The sequence below is a fragment of the Microbacterium sp. CGR1 genome, from assembly GCF_051062835.1.
Taxonomy (GTDB): Bacteria; Actinomycetota; Actinomycetes; order Actinomycetales; family Microbacteriaceae; genus Microbacterium.
In genome coordinates, this window is record NZ_JAOTPG010000001.1 from 1522162 (window position 1) to 1539813 (window position 17652).

General features: G+C 67.9%; 20 protein-coding genes and 1 pseudogene. 10 read left to right on the forward strand and 11 right to left on the reverse strand.

What is annotated here, in order from left to right:
• Positions 1–30: 30 nt before the first annotated feature.
• From tmk to OD997_RS07555, 5 genes and pseudogenes are all read right to left on the reverse strand, one after another.
• The gene (gene tmk, locus OD997_RS07535; protein WP_434331045.1) at positions 31–660 is read right to left on the reverse strand and encodes a dTMP kinase; all 630 of its coding nucleotides are present in this window, start codon (positions 658–660) and stop codon (positions 31–33) included.
• A complete protein-coding gene (topA, locus tag OD997_RS07540; RefSeq protein ID WP_434331046.1) occupies positions 657–3497 on the reverse strand; it encodes a type I DNA topoisomerase in 2841 nt (946 codons plus the stop codon). The genes tmk and topA overlap by 4 nt, the downstream gene beginning before the upstream one ends.
• Before the next feature lie 98 nt (positions 3498–3595).
• Positions 3596–3925, reverse strand: coding sequence for a helicase (locus OD997_RS07545; protein ID WP_434331047.1), 330 nt, complete (start codon positions 3923–3925; stop codon positions 3596–3598).
• A gap of 28 nt (positions 3926–3953) precedes the next feature.
• Positions 3954–4298 carry a TadE family type IV pilus minor pilin gene (locus tag OD997_RS07550; RefSeq protein ID WP_434331048.1) on the reverse strand — a complete coding sequence of 115 codons (345 nt, stop codon included), beginning with the start codon at positions 4296–4298 and terminating at the stop codon, positions 3954–3956.
• A pseudogene (locus OD997_RS07555) lies at positions 4298–4417 on the reverse strand (DUF4244 domain-containing protein); the annotation flags it as partial. The pseudogene OD997_RS07555 and the gene OD997_RS07550, both read right to left, overlap by 1 nt.
• A 13-nt stretch (positions 4418–4430) precedes the next feature.
• On the opposite strand from OD997_RS07555, the gene OD997_RS07560 reads away from it, so the two are divergent.
• The 9 genes from OD997_RS07560 (at position 4431) to OD997_RS07600 (ending at position 11069) form a co-directional block, all read left to right on the forward strand.
• A complete protein-coding gene (locus OD997_RS07560) occupies positions 4431–5900 on the forward strand; it encodes a recombinase family protein (RefSeq protein ID WP_434331049.1) in 1470 nt (489 codons plus the stop codon).
• A gap of 21 nt (positions 5901–5921) precedes the next feature.
• Positions 5922–6155, forward strand: a complete 234-nt coding sequence (locus OD997_RS07565) for a hypothetical protein (protein ID WP_434331050.1) — start codon at positions 5922–5924, stop codon at positions 6153–6155.
• A 56-nt stretch (positions 6156–6211) separates the two neighbouring features.
• A complete protein-coding gene (locus tag OD997_RS07570; RefSeq protein ID WP_434331051.1) occupies positions 6212–6691 on the forward strand; it encodes a hypothetical protein in 480 nt (159 codons plus the stop codon).
• 868 nt (positions 6692–7559) lie between these two features.
• A complete protein-coding gene (locus OD997_RS07575; RefSeq protein WP_434331052.1) occupies positions 7560–7904 on the forward strand; it encodes a hypothetical protein in 345 nt (114 codons plus the stop codon).
• The gene (locus OD997_RS07580) at positions 7901–9370 is read left to right on the forward strand and encodes a DNA primase family protein (RefSeq protein ID WP_434331053.1); all 1470 of its coding nucleotides are present in this window, start codon (positions 7901–7903) and stop codon (positions 9368–9370) included. The genes OD997_RS07575 and OD997_RS07580 overlap by 4 nt, the downstream gene beginning before the upstream one ends.
• A gap of 5 nt (positions 9371–9375) precedes the next feature.
• Positions 9376–10023 carry a hypothetical protein gene (locus OD997_RS07585; protein ID WP_434331054.1) on the forward strand — a complete coding sequence of 216 codons (648 nt, stop codon included), beginning with the start codon at positions 9376–9378 and terminating at the stop codon, positions 10021–10023.
• On the forward strand, positions 10020–10466 hold the full coding sequence (locus tag OD997_RS07590) for a hypothetical protein (RefSeq protein WP_434331055.1): 447 nt from the start codon (positions 10020–10022) through the stop codon (positions 10464–10466). Before OD997_RS07585 ends, OD997_RS07590 begins: the two co-directional genes overlap by 4 nt.
• A gap of 2 nt (positions 10467–10468) precedes the next feature.
• The gene (locus OD997_RS07595; RefSeq protein WP_434331056.1) at positions 10469–10672 is read left to right on the forward strand and encodes a hypothetical protein; all 204 of its coding nucleotides are present in this window, start codon (positions 10469–10471) and stop codon (positions 10670–10672) included.
• A complete protein-coding gene (locus OD997_RS07600; protein ID WP_434331057.1) occupies positions 10665–11069 on the forward strand; it encodes a hypothetical protein in 405 nt (134 codons plus the stop codon). The genes OD997_RS07595 and OD997_RS07600 overlap by 8 nt, the downstream gene beginning before the upstream one ends.
• Before the next feature lie 320 nt (positions 11070–11389).
• On the opposite strand, the gene OD997_RS07605 is transcribed toward OD997_RS07600, so the two are convergent.
• From OD997_RS07605 to OD997_RS07620, 4 genes are all read right to left on the reverse strand, one after another.
• On the reverse strand, positions 11390–11899 hold the full coding sequence (locus OD997_RS07605) for a hypothetical protein (RefSeq protein ID WP_434331058.1): 510 nt from the start codon (positions 11897–11899) through the stop codon (positions 11390–11392).
• Positions 11900–11957: 58 nt separating this feature from the next.
• Positions 11958–12380, reverse strand: coding sequence for a hypothetical protein (locus tag OD997_RS07610; protein ID WP_434331059.1), 423 nt, complete (start codon positions 12378–12380; stop codon positions 11958–11960).
• 198 nt (positions 12381–12578) lie between these two features.
• Positions 12579–13475, reverse strand: a complete 897-nt coding sequence (locus tag OD997_RS07615) for a type II secretion system F family protein (protein WP_434331060.1) — start codon at positions 13473–13475, stop codon at positions 12579–12581.
• On the reverse strand, positions 13469–14482 hold the full coding sequence (locus OD997_RS07620; RefSeq protein ID WP_434331061.1) for a TadA family conjugal transfer-associated ATPase: 1014 nt from the start codon (positions 14480–14482) through the stop codon (positions 13469–13471). The genes OD997_RS07615 and OD997_RS07620 overlap by 7 nt, the downstream gene beginning before the upstream one ends.
• 412 nt (positions 14483–14894) lie before the next feature.
• On the opposite strand from OD997_RS07620, the gene acs reads away from it, so the two are divergent.
• Positions 14895–16862, forward strand: a complete 1968-nt coding sequence (acs, locus tag OD997_RS07625; protein ID WP_434331062.1) for an acetate--CoA ligase — start codon at positions 14895–14897, stop codon at positions 16860–16862.
• 62 nt (positions 16863–16924) lie between these two features.
• On the opposite strand, the gene OD997_RS07630 is transcribed toward acs, so the two are convergent.
• Together OD997_RS07630 and OD997_RS07635 are read right to left on the reverse strand one after the other, a co-directional pair.
• Complete coding sequence (locus OD997_RS07630) at positions 16925–17383, reverse strand: RidA family protein (protein WP_056312672.1); 459 nt, start codon at positions 17381–17383, stop codon at positions 16925–16927.
• The gene (locus OD997_RS07635; protein WP_311244541.1) at positions 17380–17604 is read right to left on the reverse strand and encodes a hypothetical protein; all 225 of its coding nucleotides are present in this window, start codon (positions 17602–17604) and stop codon (positions 17380–17382) included. The genes OD997_RS07630 and OD997_RS07635 overlap by 4 nt, the downstream gene beginning before the upstream one ends.
• Positions 17605–17652 lie beyond the last annotated feature (48 nt).

Sequence of the window (17652 nt, forward strand, 5' to 3'; positions counted from 1 at the left end):
TCCCGGGGGAACGAGAGACGCCTGCGCGGTTCAGGCGACGAGGGCGGCGACGCGCTCGCGGATCTGAGCGGCGATCGCCTCGGGGGTCGCGGAGGCGTCGACGACCAGGAATCGCTCGGGCTCGGCTGCCGCCAGGGCGAGGAAGGACTCGCGGACACGCGCGTGGAACTCGGTCTTCTCGGCCTCGAGCCTGTCGAAGGGTTTGTCTGCCGAGTCGAGACGCACGCGAGCGGAGTCGGGATCGAGGTCCAGCAGCACCGTGAGGTCGGGCAGAGCACCCTCGGCCGCCCACAGCGAGAGGTTGCGCACCTCATCCCCGTCGAGCACACGACCCGCGCCCTGATAGGCCACGGACGAGTCGAGGTAGCGGTCCTGAAGAACGACCTCGCCGCGCGCCAGCGCCGGTCGGACGACCGTCGCCACGTGATGAGCACGGTCTGCGGCGTAGAGCAGAGCCTCCGCACGGGGAGCTATGTCGCCCCGGTGGTGCAGCACGATATCGCGGATCAGCTGGCCGACCTCCGACCCGCCGGGCTCGCGCGTGCGCACCACAGCTCGGCCCGCGTCTCTCAGCCACTCGCCGAGGAGTTCGGCCTGCGTTGTCTTACCTGAGCCGTCGCCACCCTCGAGAGTGATCCAGACGCCGGGATGCGACGTCACGAACCGGCCTTCTTCGCGGCGTTCGCGGCACGGGTCGCCGCCGCCTTCTTGGCTGCGGCGGAGCGCGCGGCGGCCTTCTCTGCATCCGTCGCCGGCTTCTTCGTCGCCGGCTTCTTGGCCGCCGGCTTCTTGGCGGGAGTCTTCTTCGCCGCGGGCTTCTTCGCAGGAGCCTTCTTCGCCGCGCCCCGCTTGGGAGCAGGACCCTTCGCGCGCTTGTCCGCCAGCATCTGCACGGCGGTCTCGAACGTGATGTCCTCGACCTTCTGGCCTCGCGGGATCGTCACGTTGGTCTCGCCGTCGGTGACGTACGCACCGAAGCGGCCGTCGCGGATGCGGATCGGCTTGCCGCTGACGGGATCTGCTTCGAACTCGGCGAGTGCGCTCGACGCACGACGCGATCCTGCTCCGTACTTCGGCTGAGCGTAGATCTCGAGCGCCTTCTCGAGGGTCACATCGAAGATCTCCGATTCGCTCTCGAGCGACCGGGAATCCGTGCCCTTCTTGAGGTACGGACCGAAGCGACCGTTCTGCGCGGTGATCTCGTCGCCGGTCTCCGGGTCGTTCCCGACCACGCGAGGCAGGCTGAGCAGCTGCAGTGCAGTATCGAGCTCGATCGTGTCGACTGACATCGACCGGAAGAGCGAGGCGGTGCGCTGCTTGGGTGCAGCGACCTTCTTCGCTCCGCGCTTCGGCTTGGGCGCCTCGACGACCTCACCGGTCGCCTCGTCGACGGCGGCGTCCTCGGACACCGGGTCGTTCTCCTGCACGTAGGGTCCGAACCGGCCGTCCTTGACGACGACGATCTTGCCGTTGTCGGGATTCGTGCCGAGCACGCGGTCGCCGGCGACGGGAGCATCGATGAGCTCCTGCGCCTTGGCCGCCGTGAGCTCGTCGGGCGCGAGATCTTCCGGAACGTTGACGATGCGCGGCTTCTCGTCCGGGGCCTCGGGGTTCGCGACCTCGAGGTAGGGGCCATACTTGCCGAACCGCAGCGTCGCCGTCTCGGTGATCGGCGTCGAGTTCAGGGCACGCGCATCGATCTCGCCGAGGTTGTCGACGGTCTGGCGCAGGCCCACGTGCGAGTCCGACCCGTAATAGAAGGAGCGCAGCCACTCGACGCGCTTCTGCTCACCACGGGCGATCGCGTCGAGGTCGTCTTCGAGTGCGGCGGTGAAGTCGTAGTCGATCAGATCGGCGAAGTGCTCTTCGAGCAGACGGACGACACTGAACGCGAGCCAGGTCGGCACGAGGGCCTGGCCGCGCTTGGTCGCGTAGCCGCGGTCGATCACGGTGCCGATGATGCTGGCGAACGTCGACGGGCGACCGATGCCGTGCTCTTCGAGGGCCTTCACGAGCGAAGCTTCGGTGTAGCGCGGCTTCGGCGTCGTGCGGTGGCCCTTGGCCTCGGACTCCGACATGCGCAGTTCGTCGCCGACGGCGACGACCGGGAGCGACTGGTTCTCGTCGGCATCCTTGTCGTTGCGCTTCTCGTCGCGACCCTCTTCGTACGCCTCGAGGAAGCCCTTGAAGGTGTACACGGTTCCGGAGGCCGTGAACTCGGCCTTCTGCCCGGCGGCGTCGACGGCGATCGTGACCGTCGTGGTCTCGTACTTGGCATCTGCCATCTGGCTGGCGACGGTGCGCTTCCAGATGAGGTCGTAGAGGCGGAACTCCTCGCGGTCGAGCTCGGACGACACGGACTTCGGCGTGCGGAAGGTCTCTCCCGACGGGCGGATCGCCTCGTGCGCCTCCTGCGCGTTCTTGCTCTTCGACTTGTAGACGCGAGGCTTGAGGGGCACCGCCGTGTCGCCGTAGAGCGCGACGGCCTGACTGCGAGCCGCCTGCACGGCCTGGGTGCTCAGCGCCACGGAGTCGGTACGCATATAGGTGATGTAACCCTTTTCGTACAGACGCTGGGCCACGCTCATCGCCTGCTTGGCGCTCATCGAGAGCTTGCGCCCCGCCTCCTGCTGCATCGTGGAGGTCGTGAACGGCGCGTACGGGCTGCGGGTTCCGGGCTTGGCCTCGACCTTGGTCACCGCACCGGCGCCTGCCGCATCGACCGCGGCGGCGAGCGCTGCGGCCTTCTTCTCGTCGAGGATGACGACGGCCTTCTTGAGCTTGCCGTCGTCGTCGAAGTCCGTGCCACGTGCGAGCTGGCCGCCGTCGACGCGAACCAGGCGCACCTTGAATCCGGAAGACGACGAGGCGAGCGCCTCGACGTCCCAGTGCTCGGCGGAGACGAACGCCATGCGCTCGCGTTCGCGCTCGACGATCATGCGGGTGGCGGCGGACTGCACTCGTCCGGCCGAAAGTCCGGTCTTCACCTTGTACCAGAGCACGGGTGAGACATCCCAGCCGTAGAGCCGGTCGAGGATGCGGCGGGTCTCCTGCGCGTCGACGAGGTCGATGTCGAGTTCGCGGGTGTTGCCGATGGCGGCTTGGATCGCGTCCTTGGTGATCTCGTGGAAGACCATGCGCTTGACCGGCACCTTGGGCTTGAGGGTCTCGAGCAGGTGCCATGCGATGGCCTCGCCCTCGCGGTCCTCATCAGTTGCGAGCAGGAGCTCGTCGGCGGTCTTGAGCGCACGCTTGAGCTCGGCGACGGTCTTCGTCTTGCGGTCGGAGACCACGTAGTAAGGGTCGAAGTCGTTGTCGACGTCGATCGAGTACTTCCCGTAGGCCTGCTTGTCGGCGGCGGGGATGTCCTTCTTGTCTGCGAGGTCGCGGATGTGGCCGACAGAGCTGAGCACCTCGTAGCCATCGCCGAGGTACCCCTGAATCGACCGCATCTTCGTCGGAGACTCGACGATGACGAGCTTCTTGCCTTCAGCCAAGGGAGCGTCCTTTCTTCGAAGCACACCATACACACCGCCGTGATGGGTTGGTCACAGTGGTCGCCTGCATTTTCGCCGGAAAGTGCTTCGTGCCACCGTCATGTCCCCTCGGGTGGCCCGGCACGGGCTCGGGAGACGGCAGCGAGTCCAGCGTACGCCGCGTTCACCTGCACGGTCGCCACGAAGCCGTCGACGGCGCAGCCGGTGAGCGTCGCGCCGGACGCGGCAGCTACCCGGGCGGCGAGCGCGCAGGGGTCCTCCGCGGTCGGGACGGCACCGCTGGCTGCGTCAGCCGCGGCGAGTGCTGCGGCATCGGCTGCGCCGGCTGCGCGCTGGGCGGTGACCGCCGCTCCCCCGACGGCCGCGAGTCCCAACGACAGCGCAGCGGCGACCGACAGGAGACCGGCGGCGAGGGCTGAACCCGCCATCAGTCCTCCCCTGGCGATGTCTCGCGCATCACAGCCCTCCGGCGAGCGCGCAGCTGGACGCCTCAAGCCCGATCCGGATGAGCCCGCCGACTTCGACGTCCGTCTGCGCGGACACGCACACGAGATCGCCGGACGAGCTCGTCGACATCCCCGCCCCGGGGACCGCCGTGCTCACGGCCCGCGCCGCGGCGCCCTCGTCTTCACCCCGGCCGAGAAGTCGTGCGGCATCCGCCGTCGCATCCTGGAGGGCAACCTGACGAGAGGCCGCGCCCAGCGCGCCCGCGCCGAGGAACAGCGCGAGGAGGACCGCGGGGAGCGCGACGGCGAGTTCGGCCGCGACAGAGCCGCGTTCCCGGTCGCGGAGGGCGAGCATCACGAGACCGTGAGCGCCCGACGGACGAGGTCGGTGAGGATGCCGCGCACCTCATCCGACCTCATGATGACGACGAGGAGGCCGGCGAAGGCGACCGCAGCCATTGTCGCTAGGTTAAAGCACAATTGACCTATGACCCCGAAACCGGCCAAGCCTCTGCGCGCTGCCATCTATGCCCGCCAGTCGGTTGCTGAGCCCGAGGGCATCCGCCGACAGGTCGAGGCCTGCCAGCAGCTAGCGGACGCCCGCGACTATCTCGTCGTCGAGACCTACGAGGATGACAGTGTCAGCGGCTACCGCGAACGTGGCGAGGGAACGGCGTTCGCTCGGATGCTCGCAGATGCGCGGGCGGGCAAGTTCGATGTGCTCATCGTGCGTAAGCTCGACCGGCTCGGGCGCTCTCTCGCTGCCCTCGAGGCCCTGACGGCCGCCAAGGTGAACACGGTCACCACCGATGGCGCGCTCGACCTCGCAAGCCCCTCGGGGCGCCTCGTCGCCAACGTCCTCACCTCGGTCGCTCGAGCCGAGAGCGAGGTCAAGGCCGAGCGGCGCGTATTCGCGAACGCCGACCGTCGCGCCCAGGGCGTGCCGACCTCAGGACGCGTGCCCTACGGCTATTCCTGGGTGCCCACCAAGGTACGCCTCGAGCGCGGCACCATCGAGGCCTATGAGCTCGACGCCGAGCGTGCGCCGGACGTGCGGCGCATCTATGACGAGTTCCTCGCCGGGGTGCCTCTCGGCTCGATTGCGCGCGACCTCACGCTCAGTGGCAGGCGCACGGTGCCGACCAAGCGTCACCCCGAGGGAGTGCCGTTCACGCCCACCACCCTGCGGCGCATCCTGATGAGCCCTTACTACGCTGCCCTGCTGCCGCTGCCCCGGGAGGGCGGCGGCGCCTACGACCAGCGAGACATCACCCGCGACTCGTGCGTCGAGGGGGCATGGCCCGCCATCGTCACGCCGGATGAGTGGGCCGAGGCCAAGAGCCGACTCGAGCATCCTGAGCGCAAGACCTCACCCGGCCCCACTCGCCGATGGCTGCTGTCTGGGCTCGCGCTCTGCGGGGTATGCAAGCAACCCATCCGAGCCGGTGGCGGCGAGCGCGGCGTGCACAGCTACAGGTGCGGGTCGATGGCGCATTTCATGAGGCGAGGGGTGCCGCTCGACGATTTCGTTGAGCGGCTCGTCGTGGCACGCCTCGAGCGCCCTGACGCCATCGACCTGCTCGTCGACCGCGAGCGCCCCGATGTCGACGCCCTGAGAGCCGAGCGGCGGCGCCTCGAGGTCAGCCTGCGCGAGCTCGGCGACGACCACGACGACGGGCTCGTCGGCCGCGCCGAGTATCAGCGCCGCCTCAAGCGGCTCAACAGCCGGGTCGCCGAGCTCGACGGCAAGCTACAGGCAGGCGCCAACGTCGAGCCCCTGCGCGACCTCGTCGGAGCGACCGACGTGCGCAGGGCGTGGGATGCGCTACCCCTGGGCCGAAAGCGTGCGGTACTCGAGGCGCTGCTCATCATCGAGGTGCACAGCGTCGGTCAGGGCAACCGGCGCAACATGTCGGATGAGGCGATGGCACGCACGCTCACGATCACCTGGCATTGAGGCGCCGCTATGCTCGGCGCCATGATCAATTCCGAGAACTCTCCCACCATCACCACTCCGGACGGCCTGACGGGGATCACTTTGCAGTGGCCATCCGGTGCATCGATGCATTTCAAGGTGCTGCACGGCGATGGTCAGCAGGCCGACCATATCCCCGTCGTCCCTGTGCTGCTGCCGAGCGGTGAGGTTCGGTTCTACTCATACCCACACGATGGTGGAAGCCCTGAGATTCGTCGCTCGGGATCGCTCAACTAACCATCGTGGAGCTGACTCTCACCTATCAGGGCTCACTGCCGCCGAGACAGCGGGGCGTGAGCCCCGTCAAGGCCGCGTTGCGTCGTGCCTTCCACCCGCAGATCAAGGCCGTTCTCGACCGCCGCATGACGCAGGGCGCGGAGCAGCACCTCACGTCGTCAATCGATGGCCACGAGTTCGTGACACCGGCCAGCGAAGCCCTCGGCACGGCCGTCGCACTAGATGTGCTCTTGCTCACGCCGCCGACACAGCGAATCGGCGACGCTGACAACAGGCTCAAGACACTCATCGACGGGCTCACTCGTCCCGCCAACGTCGAGCAGATGCAGAATTTCGAGAGTCCCGACGAGGGCGGCCCCACATACTGTCTGCTTAGCGATGACCGGCTCGTGCAGCGCGTGACGCTGGACAGCAGGCAATGGCACGGTGGCCCGGGCGATCCGACGACCACGCTGGTCGTTGTGACGGCTCGCATCGTGCTGTCTGCCGAGGTGACTCGCGACTCGCCGATGGCCAGCCTATTCCTCGTCCTCTAGGCCGCCTCAGGATGAGCATGATGCTCGCGACCGCTGCCAGTACAACTCCAACCCCGGACGAGGCCGAACTCCACGACGCCCCACCACGCGTCACCCTTGGCCTCCACTCGCGCACGCTCAGCGAACGCGCCGAGCCTAACGCGCCTCGGGTACGCCCCGTTAGCAACAGTGGGCGCGGTCGCTAACAGGGCATTTCCCAAGGCCCTTACGCCTGCCACTCTTTGTGCGCCTGCGATTCTGGGCCGGATCGGGCCGGGATACCCGCGCACCCTGCACTTGTAGCGCCCACAATGCCAGGCGATGCACGCGAACGGCCACGTTGAGACCCGCGTAATTCCAGGCCTCGACCCCGCCCACCACCTCATGCGCCCAGCGTGAGACAGAACGGGCTGTATCAAGGGCGTCAAGCGCCCCGTTGCGAGCCCCACCAAGGTCGCTGAGCGACGACCATGTCGGACATGACGGATCACTTCGCAATTCATCTGTCTCTATACGCGTGGGGGAATTGCAAGATCATGTGTCATGTCCGACATGGCCACCGCCTCGGGACGCCCCAAGCAAACTTTTTCCTGCGCGTATCTGCGCGCAGCTTGGTAGTGACGCGCCACTATCCCTAGCATTGAAGCAGGCCCCGAGGATTGCCTCGGTCAAGGTCTCCGCTGTACCCCTCACCCATCGGGTGAGGGTCGCAAGTGAGATTCGGGAATCCCTGGCCTAGATGAGCCCGAGGTCACTCCGCATTACCGGAGTGACTGACCATGACCGAGACCACGGGCGACAACACCATCGCCAACCTCGTCGCGTCTGCCCCGCCCCTGAGCGAGGCCGTGCGTATCACCATCGCCGCCCTGTTCAAGGCGCTAGCGCGATGACTTTTGATAACCGCGACAAGGCCCGTGCGGCGGGTCTCGCGGGCAATGCCAACCGCACCCCCGAGCAGGCGAGCAACATCGGCCGCGCCGCCGCCCTCGCGCGCTGGGCAGGGCACGAGCCCAAGCGCCTGCGCTACCCGCTGCTCAGCGGCGCCGAGCTTGACTACTGGTCGTGGCAGATCCCGCTTGCTCAGCGGCTCGAGATGTCACGCCCCCAGATTCGTCGCCGCGCGACGATGATGGCTCGCCAGGCAGCCGCGCAGGCAGCCGTCGAGGCGGCCAAGCCGCCGACCGACGACGCGTTCGCCCTGCTTCGCCGTGAGCTCGAGGGCAAGCGATGAGCGGCAAGGTGACCCGGCGCGAGGTAGTCGCCGGGGAGAAAGCCATCCTCGACAGCCTCAACGACACCGACCGCGCCCGCGAGGCGGCCGACAACCTGCGCGATGACCTGATGTTCGTGCCGGGACTTGGCTGGCACTCGTGGGATCGGAGGCGGTGGTCTCGGATCGGCGACGACGAGGCGTTCGGCATAGTGCAGGCATGGCACTGGGAATTCGCGCAGGCCGACCTGATGAACCTGCCGACCAAGGACCTGACTGCCTTTCTGAGCGTCGGCGCTGTGCGCGCCACGGTGGCCGGCCTGCGCCCGCTGCTGCTCAAGCACGCCGACGAGCTCGACGCACACCCGCACCTGCTCAACGTCGGCAACGGCGTGGTCGACCTGCGAACAGGCGAGCTCTCCGCGCACGACCGCGACCTGCTCATCACCCTCATCGCCGACGTCGAGTACAAGCCCGACGCTACGCACCCCGACCTCGACCTGACGCTAAAGGCGCTGCCGAAAAAGGCACGCGAGCGTATGCGCATCAGGCTCGGTCAGTCGGCGACGGGGTACACACCCGACGACGACATCGTCACGGTTGTCAACGGTGGCGGTGAGAACGGCAAGAGCACGCTGCTCGACGCCGTGCGCAACGTGCTCGGCGAGTACGCCGCGATCATGCCCGACAAGCTGCTGCTCGCCAACCCCGGCGACCACCCCGCCGCGCTGATGTCGCTGCGCGGCGTGCGATTCGCCGAGGTCGAGGAACTACCTGAGGGTCACCGACTCAACACCAAGCGGCTCAAGGATGTCGCAGGCACCGAGTCGATCACGGCACGGCGGATGCATCAGGACTTCGTAACGTTCCGCACGACTCACACGATGTTCGTGACCACCAATTACCTGCCGATCATCACCGAGACCGACGAGGGCACCTGGCGCCGCCTCGAGCTCATCACGTTCCCGTACCACTACGTCAAGGGCGAGCCGGTGCACACCAACGAGCGCACCGGCATCAGGGGCCTGCGTCCCCGCATGCAGCGCGGTAAGGGCGGGCGAGCCGAGGCCATGCTCGCGTGGCTCGTGTCGGGCGCTCGCGATTGGTTCGAAGCCGACCGCATCACCTCGAACCTGCCCGCGCGACTCGAGGCCGACAAGCGGGCATGGCGCAAGGAAACCGACGCGGTGCTCAGGTTCGTCGACGAGTGCCTCGAGCTCGACCCCGACGGGTTCACCCCCTCGCGCGACCTCTACGCGCTGTTCAGCGGATGGCAGGACGCCAACGGGCTCGGCAAGTGGTCGGTGCAGACGTTCAGCGCCCGCATCGCTCAGCACGACGAGTTGCTCGGCCGCGTTGAGCTCATCCGGCGCTACTCAGGTCGCGGCTGGCAGGGCGTGCGCATCGCCGACCGAGCCGCCGAGGACATCAGGTTCGCGAGCATCGCCGCGACCCTTGCCAACCACCCTGTCACCACCACCGATTGAAAGGCATGACCATCATGGGCAAGACCAAGACAACCGCCACCCTGTTCAACGAGCGCATCGACGGGCGGCTCGTCGCCCTGCCGCGCCAGATCACCCAGCCCGACATCGCGGCGGCACTCGACAAGCTCGAGGCGCTCGGCGAGGCTCGCCGTGAGGCGTTCGTGATCCGCGACGGCTCCAGCGCCGAGCTCGCCAAGGCGATGACGAACGAGGCCGACGACATCGCGCAGGCGATGTTCGACGACCTGAGTTTCGTCCCTGACGGGGTTGCCGAGAGCACCCTCGAGGCGCAGGCGGTAGCACGCATGGCGCAGACCCGCCTCGACGGCATCGTCAGGGCGCGCAGGCTCGCCGTCAGCGAGCTCGAGGCAGCCGTCGAGGCCCACGGGGCTAAGTGGGGCAAATCGATGCGCGAGCAGGCCGCCAGGGCCGTGCTGACGCTCACCACTGCTCTCGACATGGCGACGACCGCCAAGGCCGAGCTCGACGCCGCTGTCGGTGTGCTCGTGCTGCTCAAGCGCCGTGAGGCGGGCGACGAGCCCAACCTCAACCTCGCCATCGGAGCCGGGCGTCACGCCCTCCCGCTCGAGCAGGCCATCGAGCCCTTGCGCGAGGCTGTCGTCGCCGCATCCCGAGAGGTGGAGGGGCTGTGAGCGCCGCCCACATCGTCAGCGGGTGGCTGGCCGAGGGTCTCGCCGCCGAGGCTGCCGAGAACGAGGCCATCACCGCCCGGATCAAGGCTGTGCCTGACCCGTTCAGCGACGATTTCGCCACCAACGACCCGCATGAGCGCGTCATGTACGGGCTCGTGACCGGCGAACGCCCCGCGACGGCGGCCGAGGAACTCGAGCTCGACCTCATCGAGCTCGAGGTGTTCAAGCGCGAGGCCCTTGAGCGCCGTGCGGCTGAGCTCCCCACCGTCGCCGAGGCATACACGGTGATCGAGGCGGGCCTCACCGAGGTGACACGTCGCGCCTACCTCGGACTCGATGAGGCAATGCCCGGCGAGCGTTCCGACCTGCTCAACGTGCTCGTCGGCATCTACCGAGTGCGCCTCGAATCCCTGCGACACCACCCCACCGAACGGAAGGCATGACCATGGCACGCAAGACCATCGCCCAACTCAAGGCCCGCGAGGCAGCGCTGCTTGATGAGCTCGACCGCCGCGACCCCGACCGGGCGAGCAAGCACCATGCGGCGGGCATCCTCGACGCTGACGTCATCGACGGGTATGACCCGAACGCCGACACGAGCAAGCAGCAGGCCGCGCATCTGCTTGGGGAGGATGAGGGTCGTGGGTAACGCGCGCCGTGGCCCCATCCCCGACGAGCTCGGGTGGCTGATGGACATGCTCGAGGATCATTCCGAACGGTTGCGCACCCTCGAGGCCCCGAGTGGCGAGCAGCTTGCGAACTCGGTGGCCACCCTGCGGTCACTCGTCGAGAATATTCAAGCTCAGCTTGCCGACTTCATCGCCAACGACATCGGCGCTCTCGTCACGGCGGCAGTAACCAGCGCGCTCACTGGGAACATCGCAATCGGCGGCAGCCTGACAGTGGCGGGCGCTGTGACCACGCCGGGCAGCCTCACGGTCGGCGGCACGGTCACAATGCCCGGCGCTCGCGCGACCGACTTGTCGGCAGCACCCAACCGTGTCAACGCCTGGCTCGCAGGCGATGGGCGACTCGGGCGCACCTGATGAGCCGCTACACGACCGATGGCAAGGTGACGCGTGTCGACAGGTCAGCCGACACGGGCAGCCTCGTCGTGTGCACCTGCGGGGCAGTGCTCGGGCCGATGCTCGATCACGCCGTTGCCCTCAGGATCGCGCGCGAGCACCGGAACGTGCATCGGCACGGCACTTAGACCCCGAGCGGTCGCCCTTTCATCGAGTGTTGCGACGGCCGCCCGGATTCCGCGCCTCGGCGCGATGAGAGAGCCCCCTTAGCGAGTGGAACGCTAAGGGGGCTCTCGGCTTTCGTATTGAACACCGCCGCCGTCGGCGGGCTTGTTCTTGCTTCACTCCCCCTTGCGATTGTGGCTGCCGAGCGTCCAGCCGGTCAGGTGCCTCAGATCGGCACGCCACAGCTTGACATCAAGGTTGTCGCCACCGGGGAGGTAGACGCGCGCATCGCGCAGATGGATGAACTGCCGCGTGGTTGGGGGCAGGTCGAGCGCCTCGCGTCGCGCCTTGTTCTCGGCGGTGATAGTCGCAATGGTGTCACCCACCATGCCCAGCCCGTCTGCAAGTGAATCGGCGCCCGCCTCGTCACGCACGAGCTGCTGCATGCTCTCGAGCCATGCCTTGCGACTGATGACCATGCCGCTGACAACCTGGCCGCCTAGTGACATGGTGATGCCGAACGAGCCCTCCTTGTCGTCGTCGAAACCCACCGTGGTTGAGAGCATGTAGTGGAGCGGCAGGTCGCGCGGACTCACATCTTCCCGGCTTAGGCCATCGGGGTCATCCTGCGGGCGCCAACGTGGCTTGTCATCTGTCGAATCGGGGGTGGGCTCAGCGGTCATCATCGGGTTCCTCTCAGTAGGGGGACTTAAGTCTAGGGAGAGCCACCGACGCCGTGAGAGGCTAGCTCGACCCGAGAAAGAGCGAGCCAACGCTTGCAGCCGTGGACACGAGCAGCCCGAACGCCGCTACGAGGAAGTCGCGCCCGGTCGAGCTCAACACCAGGCCGAGCAGTCGCCGCGATTCGTACGCGGCGACGAAAGGCATGTTGCTGTACGAGATTCGCAACAGCCCGTGCTCAGCGAAACGCTCTTCCCATCTCGCGTGACGCACCTCGGACGGCACCTCACGCAGAGGGTGGTTGGGGTCATCGTTGACCGCGTTGCTCTCGTCGCGTTCTTCGGCGCTCAACCTCTCAAGAGTGTCGATCCGAGTTTGAGCGTCGGCGTACTCTCGGCGGGCACCCACCCAGGCCGCGACGAGCCCGCCAAGCGTGATGAGAAAGCCCGCGACGGTCGCGATGATGAGCACTGTGCGAAAGTCCATGCGCCGAGCATATCGGTGGGTTTATCTGCTCTATTCGCACAACAGTTGCCATGGTCGTGATCGCATACTCCGCCGTGGCTGCGCCGCTGTCGTCTCCGAAGAGTGTCGCTGCGCGGTAGCGGGTGAGTTCGGGGATGGTGTTCATTGGTTCCTTCTTTCTGTGGGCGGACGCTCTGCGCATCCGGTGGTGTGCGGCCGTCACAGCGGCAGCGGTGTCGATACGAGGACGCTCAGCAGCATCGGGGCGACCCCGAGCAGGAGGAACGCCGGCAGCGTGCAGACCCCGAGCGGAATGAGGAGCTTGGTCGAGAGCTTCGCTGCGCGCATGCGACCGTCGACTCGGGACGCATGGCGTTCCTGGGCGGCGGATGCGCGCAGGAGTTCACCGGCAGGCACGCCTGCGGAACTCGACAGGTCGAGCACTGAGCGGATACGTGCGTCATCCCCTCGGTGCGACGAAGAACTCTCCTCGACGAGCCGCAGGGCGCGCGGGATGGAGGCGCCGCCCGACAGGGCCACCGCCATGAGCTCTGCCCGCATGCCGGGGGTGCCCGGTTCGGGACGAGCGCGTCTGAGCAGCCGTGCGGTCCACATGCGCGCGGCGAGGACGAGGAGCAGACCAGCGACGACGCAGCCTGCACCGGCCGCGGTTCCGGTGATCACGCCGATCGTGTCGAACCCGAGGGCGAAGCCGAGCAGAAGTCCGGCGAAGGGCATCCAGAGGAGCAGCCGAGCGGTGCCGGCAGGCTCTGCCAGGGCGATGCGCACATCGTCGGCGGCGGATGCGGCGTCACGGAGCGTCTCGGCGATCGTCCTCAACACCTCGGCGAGCGGAGCCCCCACTGTCGTCGCCACTTCCCACGCCGCGGCGAGATCCTGCCATGAGCCGCCCTCGGCTTCGATGGCGGCGACCAGCGGCTGACCCGCGTCGACCCGAACGACGATCGACTCGGCGTGGACGTCGCCGATCGACGCGAGATGCCGCCAGGCGGCCAACGGCACCGCGCCGGCCTGCAGCAGTACTGCGAGGGTCTGCACCGACGTCGCCGTGTCGGCGCCGGTGTCGAGCACAGGCCGTCGTCGACGGATCACCACGGTCGCACCTCATCGATCCCGAGGCGGTCCCCGATCAGGGTGAACTCGCCCGCCTGCGCGATGCGCCGCTGCCCGCCCGGCGCGCGCTCGAGGTGCAGGACCACGGTGAACGCACTCACCGCCTGGCGTGCCAGCGCCGTGGCGTCCATCGAGGCGAGGGCTCCGAGGGCCTCCAGGCGCGCCGGCACATCGCTCAGTCCGCTGGCGTGCAGGGTGCCCGCGCCGCCGTCGTGCCCGGTGTTCAGCGCGGTGAGGAGCTCTCTGACCTCCTCACCTCGGCATTCGCCGACGACGAGCCTGTCCGGTCTCATGCGCAACGACTCCCGCACGAGCCGGGCCAGAGTGATGCCGCCAGCACCCTCGAGGTTCGGTTGTCTCGCCTCGAGGGCGACGTGATGAGGGTGCCGAGGGCGCAGCTCTGCCACGTCTTCGATCGTGACGATGCGCTCAGCCGTCGGCACCTCCGACAGCAGCGCTGACAGCAGCGTCGTCTTGCCTGTGCCCGTGCCTCCGGTGATGAGGATGTTCGCGCGCTCCGCCACGAGCCTCCGAAGCCAGCTGTGCTGCCGAGCGTCGAACGAGCCGAGCGCTGCCAGCGCATCGAGGTCTGCCGCGCGCACCCGTGGCACCCGGATCGACAGAGCCGTGCCCGTCGTCGAGATCGGGGCGAGCACTGCATGCACCCGGATGCCCGACTCCAGTCTCACGTCGACGCACGGCGCCTGGTCGTCGAGATGTCTGCCGCCGAGGCCGACGAGTGCGACGGCGAGGTCACGCGCCTCGCGCTCGGACGCGGTCCAGCCGGCGACGGGTTCGGCTCCATGACCGCGATCGACGAAGAGTCCCGAGGCGCCGTTGACGAAGATGTCGGTGACCGCCTCATCAGCGCAGTGCTCGGCGAGGGGCCCGAACACCGGGTCGACGGCCAACGGGGCGCGTGCCCCCGCCTCGGGATCTGCGCCCCACGGCGTGACGCCGCGGGGCTGGAGGACGAAAGGATCGGGCATCCCCCGAAAGTAGGCGAGGCCGGGTGGCCGCTTCCGTCGCTGACCGCCATCTCGTCGCAGCCTGTGAGGAATCGCGATCAGGCGGCATCCGTGCAGAGGGGATGCGATCTCGGACGGCGCCGAGGGCTGCGTTCCATGAGAGCGCTCACACGAGAGATGGGCGGCATCCCACGGGGGGAATGAGATGCCGCCCACGGCGTCCCTCATGGGGGAATCGGGCACGCCAAGGCCAGAATGAGAATTCGGCTGACGTCGAGTGTACGCAAGGCGACCGTCCTGACAAAACCCGTCGCACTACCTACTTTCGGCAGTATGCGACGTCGGTGGCCCGGGCTAGATTCGCCCTGACCTGATCGTGCCCCCGTACGGTCATGCCCGCACGACCTGCCATGCCGCAAAGGAGCGTCTGCCGATGAGCAGTCAGATCGATCATCTTCTCGATGAGACCCGCCAGTTCCCGCCGTCCGAGGAGTTCGTCGCCCAGTCGATCTCGTCGCCGGCGCTGTATGAGAGTGCAGCGACCGACCGCGAGGCGTTCTGGGGCGAGCAGTCCCGTGAGCTCCTGGAGTGGCACAAGCCGTTCACGCAGGTGCTCGACTGGTCGACGCCCCCGTTCGCGAAGTGGTTCGACGACGGCGAGCTGAACGTCGCCTACAACTGCCTCGACCGCCACGTCGAGGCAGGAAACGGCGACCGGGTCGCGCTGCACTGGGAGGGCGAGCCGGGCGACTCCCGATCGATCACCTACGCCGAGCTGACCGAAGAGGTCAAGCGCGTCGCCAACGTGCTCGAGGGGCTCGGGATCGGTCATGGCGACCGTGTCGCGATCTATCTGCCGATGATCCCCGAAGCGGTCGCGTCGATGCTCGCGGTCGCCCGCGTCGGGGCCATCCACTCCGTCGTGTTCGGTGGATTCAGTGCCGACAGCCTGCGCTCGCGCATCGACGACGCCGGCGCGAAGCTCGTGATCACCGCCGACGGCGGATACCGCAAGGGTCGCGTGTCCGCCCTCAAGCCCGCAGTCGACCAGGCGCTGGCCGACCGGGGCGACGGCGAACAGCAGACGGTCGAGCACGTGCTCGTCGTCAAGCGCGGCGAGAACGAGGTCGAGTGGGAAGAGGGCCGCGACCTGTGGTGGCACGAGGTCGTCCCCGCGGCATCCCCCGAGCACACGGCAGAGGCCTTCCCCGCCGAGAACCCCCTGTTCATCCTCTACACCTCTGGCACCACCGGAAAGCCGAAGGGCATCCTGCACACGTCCGGGGGCTACCTCACCCAGGCCGCGTACTCGCACAAGTACGTGTTCGATCTGCACCCCGAGACCGACGTCTACTGGTGCACGGCCGACATCGGCTGGATCACCGGCCACAGCTACGTCACGTACGGCCCCCTCGCCAACGGCGCGACCCAGGTGATCTACGAGGGCACACCTGATGCTCCGCACCCCGGCCGCTGGTGGGAGATCATCGAGAAGTACAAGGTCTCGATCTTCTACACCGCGCCGACCGCCATCCGCTCGTTCATGAAGATCGGTCGCAGTGTCCCCGCGAAGTTCGATCTGTCGTCGCTGCGCCTGCTCGGCTCGGTGGGCGAGCCCATCAACCCCGAGGCGTGGATCTGGTATCGCGATGTGATCGGCGCCGGCAAGACCCCGATCGTCGACACCTGGTGGCAGACCGAGACCGGCGCGATCATGGTCTCGGCGCTTCCCGGGGTCACGGCGACCAAGCCCGGCTCGGCGCAGGTCCCGCTGCCCGGCATCTCGATCGACGTGGTCGATGAGGCGGGGGTCGAGGTCGGCAACGGCAACGGCGGCCTGCTCGTCGTCACCGAGCCCTGGCCGAGCATGCTCCGCGGCATCTGGGGCGACCCCGAGCGCTACAAGGAGACGTACTGGGAGAAGTTCGAGGAGCAGGGATACTACTTCGCGGGCGACGGCGCGCGGCTGGATACCGACGGGGACCTGTGGCTGCTCGGCCGAGTCGACGACGTCATGAACGTCTCGGGCCACCGCCTCTCGACGGCCGAGATCGAATCCTCACTGGTCGCCCACGAGGCCACCGCCGAGGCCGCGGTCGTCGGCGCCGCGGATGAGACCACCGGCCAGGCCGTCGTCGCGTTCGTGATCATCAAGGAGAGCTACCTCTCGGCTCACGACCCCGCGGGCCTCGCCCAGCAGCTGCGTCTGTGGGTCGGCGAGCAGATCGGTGCGATCGCACGACCGCGAGACGTCTACATCGTCGGCGAGCTGCCGAAGACCCGCTCGGGCAAGATCATGCGACGCCTCCTGCGCGATGTCGCAGAGGGCCGCGAGGTCGGCGACACCACGACACTGGCCGACACCGCCGTGATGAGCATCATCTCGGCCCAGGTCAAGTAGCGCGAACGCAGAACGCCCCCTCCCGATTCAGATTCGGGAGGGGGCGTTCTGAGCGTGCGGACTCAGGCGAGGATGAAGACGACGTCCACCTCGACCGGGCTGTCGAGCGGCAGCACGGGCACGCCGACTGCGGCGCGCACGTGTCGACCGGCATCTCCGAAGATCTCGCCGAGCACGAGGCTCGCGCCGTTGATGACACCGGGCTGTCCCGTGAAGTCGGGAGTGGATGCCACGAAGCCGCCGACGCGGAGCACTCCGGCGATCCGATCGACACCGCCTGCGGCATCCGCGGCCGCCGCGAGGGCGTTGAGGGCGCAGGTGCGGGCGTAGGTGTTCGCGTCTTCGGCGGTGACTTCCGCTCCGACCTTGCCGGTGGCGGGCAGCGCACCACCGGAGAAGGGCAGCTGACCGGAGGTGTAGACGAGACCGGCGTGCACCACGGCGGGGACGTAAGCCGCGACGGGGGCGGCGACCGCGGGCAGCTCGATGCCGAGTTCGCTCAGGCGCTCGGAGACGCTCATGCCGCGCCCCCGTCGAACTGGCGGGATGCCTCGGCAGCCGCGGCGAGACCGGCGTTGCCTGCGGCATCCGCGGTCACCGGACGCTTGAAGTAGGCGACGAGCCCGCCCTCAGGTCCCTGGATGACCTGCACGAGCTCCCAGCCCTGCTTGCCCCAGTTGTTGAGGATCGCGGCGGTGTTGTGGATCAGCAGCGGGGTGGTCAGGTACTCCCACGTGGTCATGGCACTCCTGTCTGGCCGCATACGCGCGCGCGGATGCGTCAAAGGCGG

Coding starts and splice junctions, on each gene's coding strand:
- OD997_RS07575 (WP_434331052.1), top strand. CDS start 7,560: ATGACTTTTGATAACCGCGACAAGGCCCGTGCGGCGGGTCTCGCGGGC.
- OD997_RS07580 (WP_434331053.1), top strand. CDS start 7,901: ATGAGCGGCAAGGTGACCCGGCGCGAGGTAGTCGCCGGGGAGAAAGCC.
- OD997_RS07560 (WP_434331049.1), top strand. CDS start 4,431: ATGACCCCGAAACCGGCCAAGCCTCTGCGCGCTGCCATCTATGCCCGC.
- OD997_RS07585 (WP_434331054.1), top strand. CDS start 9,376: ATGACCATCATGGGCAAGACCAAGACAACCGCCACCCTGTTCAACGAG.
- OD997_RS07605 (WP_434331058.1), bottom strand. CDS start 11,899: ATGATGACCGCTGAGCCCACCCCCGATTCGACAGATGACAAGCCACGT.
- OD997_RS07630 (WP_056312672.1), bottom strand. CDS start 17,383: ATGAGCGTCTCCGAGCGCCTGAGCGAACTCGGCATCGAGCTGCCCGCG.
- OD997_RS07635 (WP_311244541.1), bottom strand. CDS start 17,604: ATGACCACGTGGGAGTACCTGACCACCCCGCTGCTGATCCACAACACC.
- OD997_RS07595 (WP_434331056.1), top strand. CDS start 10,469: ATGGCACGCAAGACCATCGCCCAACTCAAGGCCCGCGAGGCAGCGCTG.
- OD997_RS07550 (WP_434331048.1), bottom strand. CDS start 4,298: ATGCTCGCCCTCCGCGACCGGGAACGCGGCTCTGTCGCGGCCGAACTC.
- OD997_RS07565 (WP_434331050.1), top strand. CDS start 5,922: ATGATCAATTCCGAGAACTCTCCCACCATCACCACTCCGGACGGCCTG.
- OD997_RS07545 (WP_434331047.1), bottom strand. CDS start 3,925: ATGGCGGGTTCAGCCCTCGCCGCCGGTCTCCTGTCGGTCGCCGCTGCG.
- OD997_RS07610 (WP_434331059.1), bottom strand. CDS start 12,380: ATGGACTTTCGCACAGTGCTCATCATCGCGACCGTCGCGGGCTTTCTC.
- OD997_RS07620 (WP_434331061.1), bottom strand. CDS start 14,482: ATGCCCGATCCTTTCGTCCTCCAGCCCCGCGGCGTCACGCCGTGGGGC.
- acs (WP_434331062.1), top strand. CDS start 14,895: ATGAGCAGTCAGATCGATCATCTTCTCGATGAGACCCGCCAGTTCCCG.